The following is a 17,579-nucleotide window of genomic DNA, read 5'->3' as shown; positions in this document are numbered from 1 at the left end:
TTACCGGGGTTGAATCAATTGTATTAATGCCAATACCGAATCGTTAATTTTATCGAAAACCAGCGATGGCATAATACCCAAAGCCAGGGTAAGCAGCGAAAGCGGCACCAATGCCAGTAGTTCGCGTTTGCCCAGGTCGGTTAAGGCAAGTTTCCAAATTTCGCCTCCTTTTAGCCGGGTTTCGCCAAAAAACATCCGCTGTAGCGTCCATAAAAAATAAGCAGCACTTAATAATATACCCAACGAGCCGCAAACGGCCATCCAGTTAGGTATGGTTGTGGAGTTAAAAGCACCAACCAAGCTAAATGCTTCGGCAATAAAAGCCGAAAAACCTGGCAAGCCGAGAGAAGCAAAAAAGGCTATCATGATAAACACCGTATAGCGCGGCAATAGGGTGCCTAGTCCGCGGAAACTGTAAATATCCCTGTCGTGTACGCGGATATAAATAACACCCACCAAATAAAACAGCATGGTTGATAAAAAGCCGTGACTTATCATTTGCATAACGGCACCGCTTACACCTTCGGCAGTATTTGAGGCGATACCGAGGAGTACAAAACCCATGTGCGAGATGGACGAAAAAGCAATGAGGCGTTTTAAATCGCGCTGGGCAAGGGCATTTAACGCGCCGTATAATATAGATACTACACCTAAAAGTCCGAGCCAAAAAGCCCCGTTCAGGGCAACTTCCGGGAAGATACCTAAGCAGATGCGTATAATACCATAGCCACCTACCTTGAGCAACACGCCGGCCAATATAATTGATACAGGCGTAGGTGCTTCCACGTGCGCATCCGGCAGCCAGGTGTGGAAGGGTACAACCGGCACCTTAATAGCAAAGGCTACAAACAATACAATAAAGCCAACAGTGCGTGCCGGCAAGCCAAATAACAGGTGCTTACCAAGTACACTAAATACCGACCCCGCATCGTAATTTGCAGGGTTCATCATTTGTATCATGTTAAAGGTGTGGTTGCCCGTTGCCGGATCTTTTACCGAAAAGTACAACCCTACCATAACCAACAGCATAAAAACCGAACCGAACAGCGTATATAAAAAGAATTTGATGGCCGCATATTCGCGCCGAACGCCGCCCCATATCCCGATAAGGAAATACAGGGGCAAAAGCATCAGTTCGTAAAAGATATAAAACAGGAAGAAATCAAGCGAGCAGAATACGCCTGTTATGGCAACATCCAACAATAAAAACAACGCAAAATAACCTTTATGATTTTTATTGATCTCCCACGAAGACAGAGCCGCAATTACCATCACAACCGACGACATAACGAGCAGCAAAACAGAAATGCCATCAATGCCAACAAAATAATCTATCTGCATACGGCCCATGCCGCCAAGGTTAAGGCCTATCCAGTGCAGTTTTTCAACAAACTGGTATTGCCCTTCGTTGGCTATTCCGGCGAAAGCCGCACCTGTTTTAAAGTTAAAATACAGCCATATGCTAATGCCCAACTGTACCAATGTAGCCAGCAAAGTTAAGTACCTAAATATGTTACGATACTCGGTTGGGATAAGTAAAATGATGAACCCAAAGAGTAAAGGTGAAAAAATAAGGAGCGTTAATATATTCATTATTTAAATAAACGTCTTTAAAACATATACAACCAAAATGATGAGCAGCATAGTTAGCAAATAATTTTGTACCCTGCCTGTTTGAAAGCCACGGATAAAGTTACCCGTTTGTTTTACTACGTAAGCTATTAAATGCAGCAGTCCATCAATAATATATTGATCAAACAGAGCCGAAATTTTGCCGAGCAGTATACCCGTTGCGGCCAGCAAATTGATAAAGCCATCTAAAACGTGCTTATCAAACCAGTACAGCGTTTTGCCTAAGCCCAACACCAGTTTAACTATTACCTGGTTATAAAAACTATCAATGTACCATTGGTTGTATGATAGGTTAAAAAGCACGCCTTTTTGTTTAAACCAATGTATACTTTGCTTTGCGTAAATGAGGTAGGCCATATATATAATTGCTAAACCCGCTACGTTTATCATAACCGGAACCCATAAACGGAAGCTATTTTCGGCTTCGGCGGTGGCAGCAAAGCCATGCAGCAACCATGCTTGTTTTAAACCGAACGGGTTAAACGAGAACAATGGAAACAAACTGCAAGCCGCCAGCAACATCATGGGTACCGATAACAGCCAGTTGCCTTCATGAGCTTTTGGTTCAATTTCCGGATCAATTTGTTTTAAGCGCGATTCGCCAAAAAACACTTTGAATATGAGCCTCGCAATATAAAACGTAGTTAGCAAACTGGTAAGCATGGCCCCTATCGGGATAATATAATATGCCCAGCCTTTATCCTGCGCCCAGTTGAAGGATTGGATAAGGATGCCGTCTTTTGATAAATAGCCGGATGTTAACGGGAAACCTATTAGTGCTAACGAGGCTATGCAACACGTAATAAAGGTTACGGGCATCAACTTACGCAGGCCACCCATGTGCAGTATATTTTGAGGGTCAATATCTAAATGATGCTCATGCTTGAGGTGATTCATTTGGTGAATGATAACCCCTGCGCCCAAAAAAAGCAAGCATTTAAAAAATGCATGTGTGGCTAAATGAAACAATGATGATGAGTAAGCCCCAACACCCATACCTAGCATCATAAAACCTAATTGCGATATGGTAGAATAAGCCAAAATGCGCTTTAAATCGGTTTGAGTAAGTGCTATGGTGGCGGCCATAAAAGCCGTAAAGCATCCAATAATGGCTATAATAATTAAAACATGCTGGTTAAATACCGGGTAAACGCGCCCTAATAAAAATATACCTGCGGCAACCATTGTTGCGGCATGAATTAATGCAGAAACCGAGGTTGGCCCTTCCATAGCATCAGGCAGCCAGGTATGCAGCGGGAACTGTGCTGATTTGGCTATAGCACCGCATAACAGGCATAGGCCTGCAAGGGTTATCCATGGCGTACCAATACTTGCGCCAGCCACAAGGGGGTTACCGCCATCAAACAAGGTAACCATATCAAACGTGTGATAGTGCGAATAGATAATGAGGATGCCGATAAGAAGCCCAACATCGCCAATGCGGTTCATAATGAATGCTTTTTTGTTGGCCTGTACTGCTTTTTCCCGGGTAAACCAAAAGCCGATGAGCAGGTACGATGCAAAGCCTACCAGTTCCCAAAAGGCATATAACAAAAGCAGGTTATCCATAATAACCAGAGCCAACATGGCAAAACAGAAAAAGCTAAGGTAGGCAAAGTAAGTACTGTAACGTTCGTCGCCATCCATGTAGGCCATGCTGTATATATGTACCGGCAGGGCTATTGCCGAAACCAGTAACAGCATTAAAACAGATAAATTATTGAGCCAAACGCCAACATAAACCTGGCTATCGCCAATGGAAAACCAAAGATGCCTAACATGTATTGGCGACTGATCCCATATCTGGAAAAACACATAGGCCGAAAGTGCAAACGTTAGCAATATGGCCACAGCAGACACTCCGCCCGATAGTTTGCTTTGTTTTGGAACAAACAAATAGTTAACCAAAAATGCAACAAAAGGCAACACAACCGCTAAAATTGCGAGCTGGGTAACAAGAGCCTGATGTTGAGTTAGTTCCAAATTTTAATTTTTTGTTGTGACGTGAACAGATCCTATTGCCTTTTTTAACCCATTCTTTGGATCTTTTTTTCCGATGGCGACAAACTGAGTGGTAACACTTTCTATATTCTCCGATTTAAGGCTGTAAAGTTTGTTTATAGTTTCCCTATCTGCCGATAGGTGAATTTTTTTATTGATATAATAAGTTATATACTCGTCGTTATTGTTGTATGCTGCTAAATATTACTTGTAGCTGTTTGAAAACAAGCTTAACCTTTTTTGATATTCGCTAATTTCAAAGCTAAGCGTGTTAATTATAACAACCCCATTACGGGCTTCGTTGCCAAATTGTTTAAGGGCTTCGTCGTGGTCTTTGTAAACCATTATTTCGGCAATAAAATTAGTGTCTATTTTAGGCACACCCCTATGCTTTACACCGTCAACAACACACAACACACTATCTTCGTATGCATTCTTTTTTGTTTGTGCCGAAACCGATGTAATACCGGTTAGTACGAAAAGCAGTATAAACAGTGTTTTTTTCATCCTTTTAAACTCTCTACTTCAGCCGGGTTAATGGTTTTGTACTGGCGGTACACGTTTAATATAATAGCAAGTGCCACAGCTACTGCCGCCGCCGCTAATACTATCGCAAACAGCGCAAATGATTGCCCTGCATTGTTAACCTTATCATACCTGCCAAAAGCTACCAAATTTAATATGGCCGAATTGATAATAAGCTCAATCCCTATCAATACCTGTATTGCGTTACGTTTGGATAGCACCATGTAAATACCTATGCAAAATAAGCCTGCACCTATGAGCAAAAAATTGCTTAACGTTATCATAATTTATGCTCCTCCTTGCGGGCCAGGTGGGCAGCACCAATTAAAGTCATCATTAATAAAACAGATACTACTTCAAACGGCAGTAAATAGCGCGTCATCAGGTTAATGCCTATATTATTTACCATGTTATCAGTAGGTTTTATAATGTTGTTGCTTTGCGCAGATGCCTTTATCCAGGGTAAGCTATCAGGCTGCACTTTTAAAATGGCGTTTGCCAGTACAATTAAAAACAGCAAAGCCACTAAAACTGCGGGCACCTTACCAAGCGAAATAAAACGGCTATTGCTTTGCTTCAGGTTATTGAGGGTTTCTTTTCCCGAAAGCATAAACGCAAAAAGCATGAGTACTAAAACGCCGCCAACGTAAATTACAATTTGGGTAACAGCAACAAAATCTGCAAGGGCAAAAACATATAGGCCGGCTATGGCAAACAGTGTCACAAAAAACATAAATAATGAGCGCACCAGGTTATTGCTTGCCGCCACCAGCAACGCCGATGCCAATGCAACAAAACCCATTACGCCAAATAAAACATCACCTATGTTCATAGTACAACGCCGGCCTCCCCGCCTTCGTTATCTTTTTTTCTTTTATCATCGTCTTCTTTCTTTTTTTGTGCCGCCAGTTTTGCGGCTTGCTTTTCGGCCAGTTGGGCATCTAATTCCCGTTGCTTTTCGCGGGCAAACTCGGGCGACATGTCCGAGAATTTGTAATTCAACAAATCAATACTTGGCACACTTACGTCGTATTCATTAGTCATCACAATGCACTCCGTTGGGCAAACCACGGTACAAAGGCCGCAATACATACATTTCGCCATGTCAATATCAAACTTAGCTGCATGGATGCGTTTGGGGCTACCGTCGGATGTTAAACCAATCAGTTCGGTAGCTTTGATAGATTCAATGGTAATACAATCCACCGGACAAATTTTGGCACACAAATCGCAAACAATACAGTCGTCAATTTCAACATCCAACTGGTAACGGCCAACTTCGGGTACTGGTAACTGTTGCGAAGGGTATTGAATAGTGTTGGTGCCGTGGCCGTTTTGCTGCTCAAAGTAATTATCGGATTTTACAGACTCCACCACCCTTTGCTTATTAGAAGCAAACATGTGTTTTATGGTGAGGAACAAGCCTACCCATGCAGTTTTAAATCCGTTTATTACACCTCTTAACATATTTACATCAACAATATACGCCAAATGCCCGATATGAGCATACATATAAAGGCCAGTGGTGTTAGCACTTTCCAGCACAAATTCATCAATTGATCTATGCGGAAACGTGGCAATGTCCACCTTATCCACATTTGTATAAAAACAAGGGCCAGCGTTTTTAAGGTTACCCATAAAATGCCAAAGCCTAAACCTGTAGTCCAGTCGGCCAAACGTAAGGCATCAAAGTTAGGAAATGGTGTGTTCCAGGCCCCTAAAAACAACATCACTGCTATCATAGATACCAAAAACATCATGGCATATTCGGCCAAAAAAACAAAGGCGAAACCCATACCCGTATATTCGGTATGGAAACCTGCCACCAGTTCCGATTCAGCTTCCGGAATATCAAAAGGTGCCCGGTTTGATTCGGCCAACGATGCAATAAAGTAAATTACGAATGCTATGATGAGATGCGGTGCGCGAAATATATTCCACGACAATATACCACCTATATGGCTCACATCCCAAAAACCAAAAAACTTGGTCTGTACGGTTGACAAAATACCTTGTTGCGCGGCAATTTCTTGCAGGTCTAAAGTCTGGGCAATCATCACTACAGATATAATGGCGAAGCCGGCAGGTATTTCATACGAGATAATTTGCGATACCGAACGCATGGCCCCCAACAGCGAATATTTGTTGTTTGAACCCCAGCCTGCCATTAATATGCCAAGTGTTTCTACCGAAACAATGGCAAAAACGTAAAACAACCCAATATTAAGGCTTACGGGAACAATGCCCGGCCCCCAGGGCATGGCTGCAAAACCCAAAAAAACCGAAACAAATATGATGGCCGGAGCCAACACAAACAAAAGCGGATCGGCGGCGGCGGGGGTAATAAACTCTTTTTGGATGAGTTTAAGCATATCGGCCAGGGTTTGGAGCGAGCCAAACTTGCCTACCTCAACAGGGCCCAGCCTATCTTGTATAAAAGCCGACACTTTACGCTCGGCATACACGCCAATAAGGGTAAACAACCCTGCGAAAGCGAATAGCCCTAAAGCAATAATAATATATGTAATAATAAAGTTCAAATTGAAATTGCCTTTGGGCTGCAAACTTACTTAATTGTAAATAAAATATAGCTTTTTAGTATACATTAATTGGATGTCCCAATTGTAAATATTGCTATCCCATGTTAATAGGATACTTTGTCTGGCACTTATTTAACCTGTAGATAAGATGATTTTACCGGTTCGGAATAAAATATGGAGGCATGATGGTCAAAATCACTCGTATCATCGGTAGTGGTAAAAAATTGTTGCTGGCCGTTTTTGGTGAGGCGTTGCTCCATTTCGGGATGCCGGTGCAGGTAATCGGCAAGGCTTTGGGCAACTATATCGCCTTGAGCAACCACCTTGATGCTAGCGGGAAGATAAGCCTTTATTTTTTGCTCTAACACCGGGTAATGGGTACAGGCCAGTAAAAGGGTATCAATACCGGCACATTGCGCCATTACCTGGTCCAGGTATTGTTTTACAAAATAATCGGCACCGGGTTTATCATATTCGCCGTTCTCGATAAGCGGAACCCAAAGCGGACAAGCCTGCTGGTACACTTTTACATCAGGAAAAAACTTTTCAATTTCGAGCAGGTATGATCCGGATTGTACTGTGCCTTTGGTACCTAAAACGCCTATTTGTTTGGTTTGGGTACAGTTACCTATAACCTCGGCAGTGGGCCGGATAACACCTAATACCCGTTTACCCGGATGCTGATGCTGTAAATCTTGCTGTTGAATAGTGCGCAGTGCTTTGGCGGAAGCTGTATTACAAGCCAGTATTACCAAGGGGCAACCCATATCAAACATTAACTGCACACATTCCCAGGTATATTGGTGGATGGTTTTAAACGAGCGGTTGCCATATGGTGCGCGCATGTTATCGCCCAGGTACACATAATCGTATTGCGGAAGCAACCGGGCTATCGATTTAAAAACGGTTAAACCGCCATAACCAGAATCAAAAACACCGATGGGTTGGGTTGATAACATGGGTACTAAAGTAACAAATAAAAAAACCTGTAAAACTAAAAAGGGAAAACCGAAGTTTTCCCTTTAATCTCAATTATTGAAAATTTTACTTGATGCCTAATTTCAATTTCACGGCAGGGGTTAAATCGTCAGCATCAGGAGCAACTACTAATATTTGTGATGTTGCATCTAATACAAAACCATAACCTTTTTCTTTAGCTACTGCGTTTACTGCCAGTTTTACTTTATCAAACAATGGTTTTGCCAATTCGCTTTGTTTAGCTTCCATTTTTTGTTGGGCATCGGCAGAAAATTTTTGTATACGGCCTTGAATATCGGTCAACTCGCTTTCTTTTACAGCACGCACGGCATCAGTCATGGTAGCGCGGTTTTTTTCGTAATCGGCACCTTTAGTTTGATATTCGGTTTGCATTAACTGATATTGATCGGCAAATGTTTTTTGATAATCCTGTAATGTTTTTTGCAATGTTGCTTTCTCGGGCATAACATCAATTATGGCACTAAAATAAACATAGCCTTGTTTACTTTGCGCTTTAGCAACAAAACTTGCTGTAAATGATATACATGCGGCAAGCAGGGCAACTTTAAATAACTTTTTCATTCCTGTTTTTGGGGTTGTTTTTAGAGTATTATATTAAGACGTTTTTTGTTTTTACTACTTTATAGCGTTACAATAAAAAAGGAAAGCGTAAGCCTTCCCTCCTTTTACTTGTTACCTTTTGAGGTTATTTTAAACCCAATTTCAATTTCACGGCTGCCATTAAATCGTCGCCATCCGGAGCTACCAAAAGCTCATTTTGCGACGAATCGATAACGTAACCGTAACCTTTTTCTTTAGCTACTGCCGATATTGCCAATCTAACTTTGTCAAAAAGTGGTTTACCAAGTTCTTCTTTTTTGGCATCAACTTTTTGGCCTGCAGTTGTTTGATAATCCTGCATACGTTTTTGAATGTCTTGCAATTCACCTTCTTTTAACTGGCGCACAGCATCAGTCATGGTAGCTTTTTGAGTATCGTAAGCATTAGCTTTAACTTGAAGCTCCGATTGCATAACAGTTAACTGATCGATAAACGTTTTTTGATAAGCTTGTAACTGGGCCGAAATTACCTTGGTATCGGGCATTTGGTCAATTATAGCGTTAAAGTTAACATGGCCAATTTTTGATTGTGCATTAGCTATCATGTTCCCCGTAAACAACATACACCCCGCAACTAATACAACTTTTAATAATTTTTTCATCTGAACTTTTTCCTGATTTTTTATGGTGCTATTTTAAACAAATTATTTGATTTGAGCGGCACTATTTTAACGCTTCGGCAAAGTTTAATATGTATTTAACTTACTAAACATAATTTATTATTACTTGGCAAAAACTCCGGGTTTAAGCCCAAGGCGCGTAATTACATCGGCGCTTTTATCGTAACGTGGGTTTGCATACAGCATTACAACTTCGCTGTTCTTATCAAATATCATATCAATATTTTCGCTTTCGGCTAAACCTTGTACTGCTTTGGCAATTCTATCCTGTATGGGTTTAACCAGGGTATTGCTGCGTTGGGTAAGCTCGCCGTCCGGGCCAAACTTTTGGCGCTGAAAATCTTTAGCGGCTTTTTCCTTATCAACAATTTCGTTTTCCCTGCGCTTTTTCATATCAGCGGTCATCAATACCTGGTCGGCCTGGTAGGCTTTATACATACGGTCAATCTCCTGGAAACGGGCATCAACTTCTTTTTGCCACTGGGCCGAAAGCGAGTTAAGTTCTTTTTGAGACGACACATAATCGGGTATATGTTTTAAAATATAATCCGAATCAATGTAAGCAAAGCGCTGTGCAAATGCACAAACGCTCGTTAAAAATACAAAACCAAAGGTCAAAAATATCTTTCTCATTGCTCTATTATCTATTAGTGTGCTGTGCCGTTAACAAACGCAATATATTGCTTTTATTACTTATTTACCAAGCAAATTAAACATTAGTAAAAGCACCACTAAGCGTATTAATTAAACCCGCCGGTTAAACTTTGCGATATTGAGAAGTGGAACTGGCCTTTATTAGCATCGGGCTGACCCGGGATAGTATCAAAACCATAACCATAATCCAAACCAAGCAAACCAAATATAGGCAAAAATATACGCGCACCTACACCCGCCGAACGCCTTACGTTAAACGGTGCAAAATCGCTGAACGAGTTCCATACGTTACCGCCTTCGGCAAATGCCAACACAAATATTGTGGCACTTTGGCTGGCAATAACCGGGTGACGTAGCTCAAGCATATACTTGTTAAATATAGGGCTACCAGGATTATTTTGATCGGTATAGGTTGAGCCAACCGGCACTATAGAGAAGTTTTTGTAACCTCTTAAGCCTATAATTTCGCTACCCTGTAAATACTGATAGCTCTGCATACCGTCGCCACCTAACTTAAAGCGCTCAAACGGTGCCTGGCCCACATCCTTATTGTAGTAGCCCATAAAGCCAAACTGCGCCTGACTTTTTAATACCAGTTTACCATATATTTTTTGGAACCACTGCGATTCGAATTTCCATTTGTGGTATTCAACAAACTGGTAACGCTCTTGTGCGGTTGCAATTTTATAGTTAGTGTTGTTAAACAACGAGTACGGCGGTGTAACTTGTACCGTGAATTTTAAGTTTGAACCCGATGTTGGATAGATAGGCGCATCCAGCGAGTTACGGCTAAATTCTTGCGTTAACTTGATGTTCCATGAAGTACCGTTCTTAAACAAATAACCAGGGTAATTTTGCAGCGAGTAATGATCTACGTTAAACGAATAGTTTAACTGAAAAGCATCATCAGGCCATTTTAATTGCCTACCCAGTGTAACACCGGCTCCGTTTATTTTAAGGTGATAATAGTTAGGATCTGTTGAGGCGTAAGAAGAAACATTTGAACTTAACTGTGTATAAGCTGTTAATGCAAAATAAATTGGTTTTTTACCACCCAGCCATGGCTCGGAGAAGGTAAACGAATAATTTTGATAATCCTGACCGTTAGACTGGCCCCTTAAACTTAATTTTTGACCATCACCTTTTGGTAACGGGCGATAAGCCTTACCATTAAATAAGTTACGTAACGAGAAGTTGTTAAAGGTTAAGCCTAATGTACCTACCAATTGGCCACCACCAAAACCACCAGATAGTTCGATCTGATCTGAAGGTTTTTCAACTACGTTGTAAACAATATCAACAGTACCATCCTGAGGGTTAATATTGGTTGGCTTTGGATCTGTTTTTTGCTCATCAAAGTTACCCAGTTGTGTAATATCCCGTGTACTGCGCACAATAGCTTCTTTTGAGAAACGCTGACCTGGTTTAGTGTGCAGCCCACGCAAAATAACCTTATCGTTAGTTACGTCGTTACCTTTTATCAATACGCGGTTAATGGTGTATTGAGGGCCTTCGTACATCCGAACGTCTACGTCGATGGTATCATTGTATATGCGGGTTTGAACCGGATCTGCCTGGTAAGTTAAATAACCATCGTTAAGGTATAACGATGAAATATCGTCACTATTTGCGGTTGGGCCGCTTAAACGTTTGTTAAGGTTTTCTTCGCTAAATATATCGCCTTTTTTTATACGTAACAATGTATTTAAAAATGCAGTTGGATATTTTGCGTTGCCCGAAAAGGTAACCTTACCAAAGTAATATTTAGGACCTTCGTATATTTTAATTTTAATGTCAACCGTTTTATCATCGTGGCGGTAAACAGAATCACTTACAATTTCTGCATCGCGGTAACCTTTTGCTTGCAGTTTATCGGTAAAGTCTTGCTTATCCTCATCGTACTTATCGCGCATAAACTTTTTAGAACCAAATAAATGGTACCATTTCCGTTCGCGTGTTTTACCTAAGTAACCTTTTAACTTTTTAGGTGTAAAAGCTACATTGCCTTCAAAGGTTATTTTATTGATTTTAACTTTCTGCTTTTTATCAATTGCAACATCTAAAATAACGCTGTTTGCGTCGGCAGGGTCTTTACGTTGTTTAATAATAACGGTTGTGTTTAAAAAACCTTTTTCGTTAAAATGCTTTTTAATGATGTTGGTTGTGGTATTAAGTAAGTTTTCGTTTACAATTTTACCACCCTTATCGTTCAGCATTTTCTGGATATCTTCTATCTCTCCTTTGCGGATACCGGTTAGGTGTATCCTTGATAAACGAGGACGCTCGGTGATCTGGATATCAAAGTAAACCGAATCGAGCGTTAAGCGGGTGATGTTTAACTGTACATCGTCAAACAATCCCTGGTCCCAAAGGGCTTTAATCACATTTGATGAAGCTTCACCAGGAATGGTTATTTTATCGCCTTTGTTAAGTTTAGATATTTGTATCAATACATCCTTATCCAGAAACTTGGTGCCACTAACTGTTATGCCACCAATAATATACTCTCGTGGATTTAAATAGCTTAAACTGTCTGGAGGGATTTGTTTGCTCAACGCAGCCCGCGGCTGGTTTGATACCTGAGCCCACACGCCTGAACAGATCATAGAAAAAAGAATTGCAAAAAGGAATTTATTCATTCGAATATTTTGGTGGCTAAAATAATTTATACAGTTGTTAAAAAGTGTTAAAAGAAAAAATATTAGTTAATCTGCTCGCTTATGAGGCCAAAACGCCTTTCGCGTTTCTGATAATCAAGTATGGCCTCAAACAAATCCTCACGCCTAAAATCGGGCCATAGCTTATCGGTAAAATAAAGCTCGGCGTAGGCTATTTGCCAAAGCAAATAATTACTTATCCGGTACTCGCCGCTTGTTCTGATCAATAATTCCGGGTCGGGCAAATCAGAAGTGTGCAGGTGCTGCGAAAATAACTCTTCTGTAATATCTGCCGCTTTAAGCTCCCCGCTTTCAACCTTGGCAGCAATGGCCCGGGTTGCGTGTATAATTTCGCGGCGCGAACTGTAACTTAATGCCAGCGTAAGCACAAGGCCTGTATTACCGGCAGTTTTTTTAATTGCGTTTTCTAATTCGTCGCTACATTTTTTTGGTAGCATATCAATATCGCCTATGGTGTTGAGGCGAACGTTGTTCTGCATTAATTTTTTTATTTCTTTATTGATGGTTGATATCAATAACTCCATAATGGCGGTAACCTCGTATTTTGGGCGATTCCAGTTTTCTGACGAGAATGTGTAAAGCGTTAAATACTTTACCCCCAACTCGCCTGCTCCTTCTACAACATCGCGCACGGATAGCACGCCATTGTGATGGCCAAATACACGCAGTTTGCCCTTCTCTTTAGCCCAACGCCCGTTTCCATCCATAATCACGGCTATGTGCTGCGGCAACCTGGTTCTGTCTATCTGCTCTAGGAATCCCATTGTTAAGTTACTTGCCATTAGGCCGCAAATACTGAATTATAAAAACTAAAAAGCGGGTAACGCATTGGTATGTTATATTATTGTTTTATAATTCGTTTTAACGATTGTTTTTTCTTAATCAATTGCATTTTTTGCTTATTCAATTACGTAGCTAACACGCTGTTTAAATTGAATATATTAAAAAATTTCAGGGGACAAAGGTAAAACTTAGTTTGTATATTTTTATTATATGACCGAAAAGAAAAACCCACTTAACAGTTTTTAACAGTTATGCCCGCAAAACGCAATAAATTATTGCCTGTTATAGCACGGTTTTGTATAATTGTTACTATTTTGTGTACATAACAACCAGTAACAATGGTATCGTCTTTCAGTATATTTTTCCTTGCCGCATTCTATTTTTATTTTAAACAATATTATAGAAAACTTATTGCTGCTAAAACTGCAGGCACCAACGATGGCCCGGCTTTAACCGTGTTGCTGGAAAGAAAACTGATGATATTCCCGGCGGGTATTATTGCCATTGCTTTGCTCTATTTATTTTCGTTTACACTGATGAACTTATATCCGGATGTTGATAACGTAAAATCGTCAAGACGGGTGGTTGATATCGCAGCCATAATACTTTGCACAGTTATATTTTTTATGGATAAACGCGAACTGGACAAAAAACTAAGCGTAAAAAAGCCGCCTGTTAAGCCACAAGATATTAATGAGCCCGGGATTGATATACCTGAAAAAGATGAAATAATTTAAACCGCTTGTTGGCATATCAGCAAAAGATACCTTACCTAAAGCTATAACACTTTGAACTTAAAAAAGTGTAGGATACGGTAAAGCCTAAAAACATGTAAGTATCGTTACGGTAATTACCACGTTGTGAGCCCGCCGAACCGATGTAATTACCATTTATTTCGCCAGAACGATCAGACAATATACGTGCGATATCTGTTGTGAGAACGGTTTTGTTTGGATATGCGCCATAAACATCATCAAGATAGCCCGTATTGGTATACCGATAACCCAGATCCAAAATAATGTTCCACTGCCCGGTAATGTTGTACTTAACCCCTACACCAAACGGAACAGCAATAGCCGACTCTTTATAGGGCTTTTGCTGGCCCTCGGTCATTAAGGCGCGCAAATCATAATCCTCACCATTGTAGGTTGTTTGGGGGGTGTATGATACGGTGCCTATGCCGGCAAAAATGTAAGGTGTAAATATATTTTTGCCAACCAAAGGTATGTATGAAAAGAAATTTAATTCGCCGATGAGGCTTGTTTCGTCCAGATTAGTAAAAAAACTAAGGTTGCGGTTTTGCATTTGCTGATTTGACGACTGGCTATCGTACCCGCTTATGGTACCATGAGATACACCAAGTTTTAAGGAGAAATAGGGATCAAAATTGCGTTTCAAAAATAGGCCGTAAACGGGGTCGGTAAATTTAAGCGGGTTATTGGGGTTAAAATCGCCTATGTAGCCCGATGCACCTACGGTTGCACCTACTTCCCAGCTTTGAGCGTTTACCGTGTAAGTAAGCACAAACAAGCCTGCAAATAGCAACAATAAAATTTTAGACATAGCCAAACGTAAGTGCATTTAATAGTTACGGGCATCAATACCCCACAATAGTTTGTTACGTAACGTAGTTAAGTAGGTTTCATTATTAAGGCGCACCAAATTAAGTTGGAATGCAGCCTTACGAATGCTGAATTTAATAGAATTATCTATAACAACGGTTCGCGAATCGCACGATACCAGGTAATTGGCACTGCGGCATTCTACCTCAAAAGTAAGCACGCTATCATCGCCAAGTACAATGGGGCGCACGTTAAGGTTATGCGGCGCAACAGGCGTAATTACGATATTGCCCGATTGTGGTAATACGATTGGCCCGCCACAACTTAATGCATATGCTGTTGAACCTGTGGGTGTTGATATAATGATGCCATCGGCCCAGTACGAGTTAAGTAATTCGCCATCAAGGTAAGCGTGTATGGTTATCATGGCCGAATCATCGCGCTTATGAAACGTAATATCGTTAAGCGCAAAGTTATCGCCATCAAACACCTGGTTTTCCGATTCGATGGTGAGCAATACGCGGCTATCCAGCGTAAATTCGTTATTTACAACAGCGTGTATGGCGGCTGTAATATCATCCTTATTAATGCTGGCCAAAAAACCAAGCCTGCCAAAGTTGATACCGATAACAGGAATGCCCGAGTCGCGGATGAAAGATACCGTATCCAGCAAGGTACCATCGCCGCCAAGGGTTAGCAAAACATCAATAACACCGTTTAAGGGCTGCTGTTTATTAAAGGTTTTATAAGCGCCGGATATATTTATTTTTCCTGAAAGAAATTGATCCAGATCCTGAAAAACGTAAATTTCGACCTCGTGCTGTACCAGTACATTAAAAACCTGTTGTACATAGGGTAATACCGTGTCGTTAAATTGCCTGCTGTAAATACCTATCTTCATGCAGTGGCCTTATAAATTAAGGTAGTTCATCAATGAGTCGTAGCGGTTCATTGAATTATCATCAACCGGGGTAAAATTGAAAGTGGCTTGTACGGTATAGTTGTAACGCAAAAAAGAAGCTACAATGCCCGATATATCTTGCTTGTTTACCTTTAAGGTAACTTCCAGCCGGGTTGAATCGGGAAAGGAGCGGATGTATGAACTGAGCACCTGCGCATTGTCCGACTCAACTATTTGCGCCATGTGGGCCAACGAATTGTTACGGTTTGTTATTTCGAGTACAATAATGCCGCCCGGCTCGGATACTGAAGTTAGCCTGGCAAAATACTCGTTCATGGTATTGATAGAGATAAGGCCGAGGTAGTTTTTACGGATGTCTAACACAGGCACAACACTTAATTGCTGCTCGTTAAACAAGCGTATCACATCGTAAATATGCTGGTTTTCTACCACATAAGGGTTAACCAGGGGCAAAAACAAATCGCCTACGGGTGTGCTGTAATCGGTTTGCTCTATCAGGTCGTCTTCGGCAACCAGGCCTAAAAACACATCGTCGTTAACAATGGGTAAATGGCTTACCTTAAACTCCGTCATACGGTCAATAACCTTCTGTATCGTATCGGAAGAACGAACAGGGGGCATTGCGTTTGACAAGAGTTCGGATGCTAACATATTGTTATTTAAGTTTTTCCAGAAAACCTTTCAGTAAGCTGTTAAATTCTTCGGGGCGTTCCATCATAGGTGCATGGCCACATTTATCAATCCAATGCAACTCCGAGTTTGGTATCAGTTTGTTAAACTCTTCGGCTACGTCGGGCGGTGTAATTTTATCGTTCCTTCCCCATATTAACGCTACGGGGATAGTTATCTTATGTACATCTTTAGCCATATTATGCCTGATGGCCGATTTTGCCATAGCCAGTATACGGATAACCTTATGCCTATCATTAACCATACCAAAAACTTCGTCAACGAGTTCTTTGGTAGCAGTTTGAGGATCGTAGAAAGTGTATTCAACCTTTTCCTTAACAAAATCATAGCTTTCGCGGCGCGGAAAAGAACCGCCAAAAGCGTTTTCGTACAAGCCCGAGCTACCCGTTAGTACCAAAGCACGCACATACTCCGGATGCGAAAGGGAATATATTAAAGCTACATGCCCACCAAGCGAGTTACCTATTAATACAAAATTATTGAGATCTTTAAACTTAACAAAACGGTGTACATACTTAGATAAGGTTTTAACACCTGTAGTAAGCAAGGGTAAATCGTAAATTGGCAACATGGGGATGATAACCTTGTACTTTTTGCTGTACTCCTCAATAACCTGCTCCCAATTACTTAACGCGCCCATTAGGCCATGCAGCAATAGCAAAACATCACCTTCGCCTTTTTCAATGTAACTAAAACCGTCTTCTTCCTTAAGCACGAAATCCATATATTCTATAAGTCTTTTTTTTGTATGTAGATTTTAATGCTTTACACAGGTACTATAAAAAATAATTATCCGCCATAAAAATAGTTTATTGAAATGGAGTTACAACAATTTAAGCAATAATTTAACTTAATAATTGCTTTACCACTTCGGATATTGTTTTTCCGTCGGCTTTGCCGGCAAGTTCTTTATTGGCGGCGCCTATAACTTTACCCATTTCTTTTACCGATGTTACACCCAAATTTGCAATCAGTTGTTTAATGGTTGCTTGTATCTCTTCGGCACTTAATTGCTTTGGCAGGTAAGTTTCTATCACCTGTAACTCTTCCATTTCTATCTGGTACAAATCGTTGCGGTTTTGAGTTTGGTAAATATCTACCGATTCTTTACGTTGCTTTGCCAGTTTTTGCAAAACCTTTATTTCGCCTTCTTCGCTTATTACATCGCTTGCCCCTTTTTCGGTACGGGCAACCAATAAGGCTGCCTTAATTGCCCTTAAAGCACGCAAAGCTTCGGCTTGTTTAGCCAGCATGGCCTTTTTAATATCCTGATCGATTGTTTCTATTAAGCTCATTGTTTAATGATTGAATGACTGAGTGATTGAAGGACTGAATGTGTTGTAATAATACATTTAAAAATCATTTGCACATTTT

The 17,579-nt window shown here is 40.8% G+C and carries 19 protein-coding genes; 1 reads left to right on the top strand and 18 read right to left on the bottom strand.

The features are described 5' to 3' along the window. From BDD43_RS13455 to BDD43_RS13395, 13 genes are all read right to left on the bottom strand, one after another. Positions 1-1,593, bottom strand: coding sequence for a complex I subunit 4 family protein (locus BDD43_RS13455; RefSeq protein ID WP_121198158.1), 1,593 nt, complete (start codon positions 1,591-1,593; stop codon positions 1-3). 3 nt (positions 1,594-1,596) lie between these two features. After that, entirely contained in the window at positions 1,597-3,615 is a 2,019-nt protein-coding gene (nuoL, locus tag BDD43_RS13450) for an NADH-quinone oxidoreductase subunit L (RefSeq protein ID WP_121198157.1), read from the bottom strand. 222 nt (positions 3,616-3,837) lie between these two features. Further along, complete coding sequence (locus tag BDD43_RS13445; protein WP_121198156.1) at positions 3,838-4,140, bottom strand: hypothetical protein; 303 nt, start codon at positions 4,138-4,140, stop codon at positions 3,838-3,840. Next, the gene (gene nuoK, locus BDD43_RS13440) at positions 4,137-4,442 is read right to left on the bottom strand and encodes an NADH-quinone oxidoreductase subunit NuoK (RefSeq protein WP_121198155.1); all 306 of its coding nucleotides are present in this window, start codon (positions 4,440-4,442) and stop codon (positions 4,137-4,139) included. The genes BDD43_RS13445 and nuoK overlap by 4 nt, the downstream gene beginning before the upstream one ends. Next, positions 4,439-4,990 (bottom strand): NADH-quinone oxidoreductase subunit J family protein, encoded by a 552-nt coding sequence (locus BDD43_RS13435; protein WP_121198154.1) that lies wholly within the window; start codon positions 4,988-4,990, stop codon positions 4,439-4,441. Before BDD43_RS13435 ends, nuoK begins: the two co-directional genes overlap by 4 nt. Then, entirely contained in the window at positions 4,987-5,670 is a 684-nt protein-coding gene (locus BDD43_RS13430) for a NuoI/complex I 23 kDa subunit family protein (protein WP_246001569.1), read from the bottom strand. The genes BDD43_RS13435 and BDD43_RS13430 overlap by 4 nt, the downstream gene beginning before the upstream one ends. Next, a complete protein-coding gene (gene nuoH, locus BDD43_RS13425; protein ID WP_162847069.1) occupies positions 5,628-6,698 on the bottom strand; it encodes an NADH-quinone oxidoreductase subunit NuoH in 1,071 nt (356 codons plus the stop codon). The genes BDD43_RS13430 and nuoH overlap by 43 nt, the downstream gene beginning before the upstream one ends. A 128-nt stretch (positions 6,699-6,826) precedes the next feature. Then, positions 6,827-7,657: a glutamate racemase gene (gene murI / locus BDD43_RS13420; protein ID WP_121198151.1), complete on the bottom strand. Its 831-nt coding sequence runs from the start codon at positions 7,655-7,657 to the stop codon at positions 6,827-6,829. 85 nt (positions 7,658-7,742) lie between these two features. After that, the gene (locus BDD43_RS13415; protein WP_121198150.1) at positions 7,743-8,258 is read right to left on the bottom strand and encodes an OmpH family outer membrane protein; all 516 of its coding nucleotides are present in this window, start codon (positions 8,256-8,258) and stop codon (positions 7,743-7,745) included. Positions 8,259-8,382: 124 nt separating this feature from the next. Continuing rightward, positions 8,383-8,898: an OmpH family outer membrane protein gene (locus BDD43_RS13410; protein WP_121198149.1), complete on the bottom strand. Its 516-nt coding sequence runs from the start codon at positions 8,896-8,898 to the stop codon at positions 8,383-8,385. A 120-nt stretch (positions 8,899-9,018) separates the two neighbouring features. Next, on the bottom strand, positions 9,019-9,549 hold the full coding sequence (locus BDD43_RS13405) for an OmpH family outer membrane protein (RefSeq protein ID WP_121198148.1): 531 nt from the start codon (positions 9,547-9,549) through the stop codon (positions 9,019-9,021). A 107-nt stretch (positions 9,550-9,656) separates the two neighbouring features. Continuing rightward, positions 9,657-12,209 (bottom strand): outer membrane protein assembly factor BamA, encoded by a 2,553-nt coding sequence (gene bamA, locus BDD43_RS13400; protein WP_121198147.1) that lies wholly within the window; start codon positions 12,207-12,209, stop codon positions 9,657-9,659. A gap of 62 nt (positions 12,210-12,271) precedes the next feature. Beyond that, positions 12,272-13,012, bottom strand: a complete 741-nt coding sequence (locus tag BDD43_RS13395; RefSeq protein ID WP_121198146.1) for an isoprenyl transferase — start codon at positions 13,010-13,012, stop codon at positions 12,272-12,274. A 357-nt stretch (positions 13,013-13,369) separates the two neighbouring features. On the opposite strand from BDD43_RS13395, the gene BDD43_RS13390 reads away from it, so the two are divergent. Beyond that, positions 13,370-13,768, top strand: a complete 399-nt coding sequence (locus BDD43_RS13390; protein ID WP_121198145.1) for a hypothetical protein — start codon at positions 13,370-13,372, stop codon at positions 13,766-13,768. Positions 13,769-13,799: 31 nt separating this feature from the next. On the opposite strand, the gene porG is transcribed toward BDD43_RS13390, so the two are convergent. The 5 genes from porG to BDD43_RS13365 all read right to left on the bottom strand — a co-directional run bounded on the left by porG (position 13,800) and on the right by BDD43_RS13365 (position 17,500). After that, positions 13,800-14,594: a type IX secretion system protein PorG gene (gene porG / locus BDD43_RS13385; protein ID WP_162847068.1), complete on the bottom strand. Its 795-nt coding sequence runs from the start codon at positions 14,592-14,594 to the stop codon at positions 13,800-13,802. An 18-nt stretch (positions 14,595-14,612) separates the two neighbouring features. Continuing rightward, positions 14,613-15,494, bottom strand: a complete 882-nt coding sequence (locus BDD43_RS13380) for an NAD kinase (protein ID WP_121198143.1) — start codon at positions 15,492-15,494, stop codon at positions 14,613-14,615. A gap of 9 nt (positions 15,495-15,503) precedes the next feature. Further along, complete coding sequence (locus BDD43_RS13375) at positions 15,504-16,166, bottom strand: CBS domain-containing protein (RefSeq protein WP_121198142.1); 663 nt, start codon at positions 16,164-16,166, stop codon at positions 15,504-15,506. Between the two features lie 4 nt (positions 16,167-16,170). Continuing rightward, positions 16,171-16,929: an alpha/beta fold hydrolase gene (locus tag BDD43_RS13370; RefSeq protein WP_121198141.1), complete on the bottom strand. Its 759-nt coding sequence runs from the start codon at positions 16,927-16,929 to the stop codon at positions 16,171-16,173. 121 nt (positions 16,930-17,050) lie between these two features. Next, positions 17,051-17,500 carry a GatB/YqeY domain-containing protein gene (locus tag BDD43_RS13365; protein ID WP_121198140.1) on the bottom strand — a complete coding sequence of 150 codons (450 nt, stop codon included), beginning with the start codon at positions 17,498-17,500 and terminating at the stop codon, positions 17,051-17,053. Between the last annotated feature and the right edge of the window lie 79 nt (positions 17,501-17,579).

Origin of the sequence: Mucilaginibacter gracilis (genome assembly GCF_003633615.1) — a bacterium.
Taxonomy (GTDB): domain Bacteria; phylum Bacteroidota; class Bacteroidia; order Sphingobacteriales; family Sphingobacteriaceae; genus Mucilaginibacter; species Mucilaginibacter gracilis.
Note: the sequence above shows the minus strand (reverse complement) of the source record. Positions and strands in the feature narration are given on the sequence as shown.